Raw genomic sequence first — 842 nt, forward strand, 5'->3', positions numbered from 1 at the left:
CCCCCCCCCGTTCAAAAAAGTCAAGAGCACCTTCTTCACAAAAATAACGTAGAATGCAAATATTTACCATAAAAACTACTATTTTTGAATAAAAAGACGTAAAAAATATTGTACTGTTGTGTTTTATCGTAAAAAACGTGAATTTTAAGATTTTTAAAAATTTTTCAGAAAATTCTCAGGAAAGTCACACGAATACCCTCACAACACACAAAAAATACTGCAATACCAACGTTTTTACCCATATACTGCACGACATGCCGACATAACACATCTTCAGCAACTAATAGAAAGTTCATCTCAAACTAAGAGACAAGACTATGCTTTAAAAGACATGAGTTTTGAATAACCTACAACCCGATATTCACCCCATTAAACACCATGTTTATAATCATAAATACCCCGTTTATAATCAAGCATAATGATATTTAATACTAGAAAATGCCAAACAGAAAAACACTGAAAACAAGCCAAAAACGTTGATATTTCAATGGTTTTTGGCATGAAAAAAGCTTCAAGCGCGAAATACGGCAACCCAAACCTAACACACTACACTAAACACACTAGCCCACACTTTCTGCGTCTTTATTGACGCAGAAAGACCTCGCTTGCGTTGGAACATACAAAACCTGCCCTGCCTGCGTCAATCGAGACGCAGACAGACCTCACTTGCGTTGGAAGCACACTGTGCTTCCAATCTGAGCAAGCTCGGCGAATTAAAAAGCCTAAAGCAAAAACAACCAAACTAATCTGCCCTGCCTGCGTCAATCGAGACGAAGGCAGACCGAGCTTTCACTGAAAGTGCACTGCACTTTCGGGTTATAGGCCAAAAAGTGTGTAAGAAA

This window comes from Gardnerella vaginalis, assembly GCF_001546485.1.
Classification (GTDB): domain Bacteria; phylum Actinomycetota; class Actinomycetes; order Actinomycetales; family Bifidobacteriaceae; genus Bifidobacterium; species Bifidobacterium vaginale_D.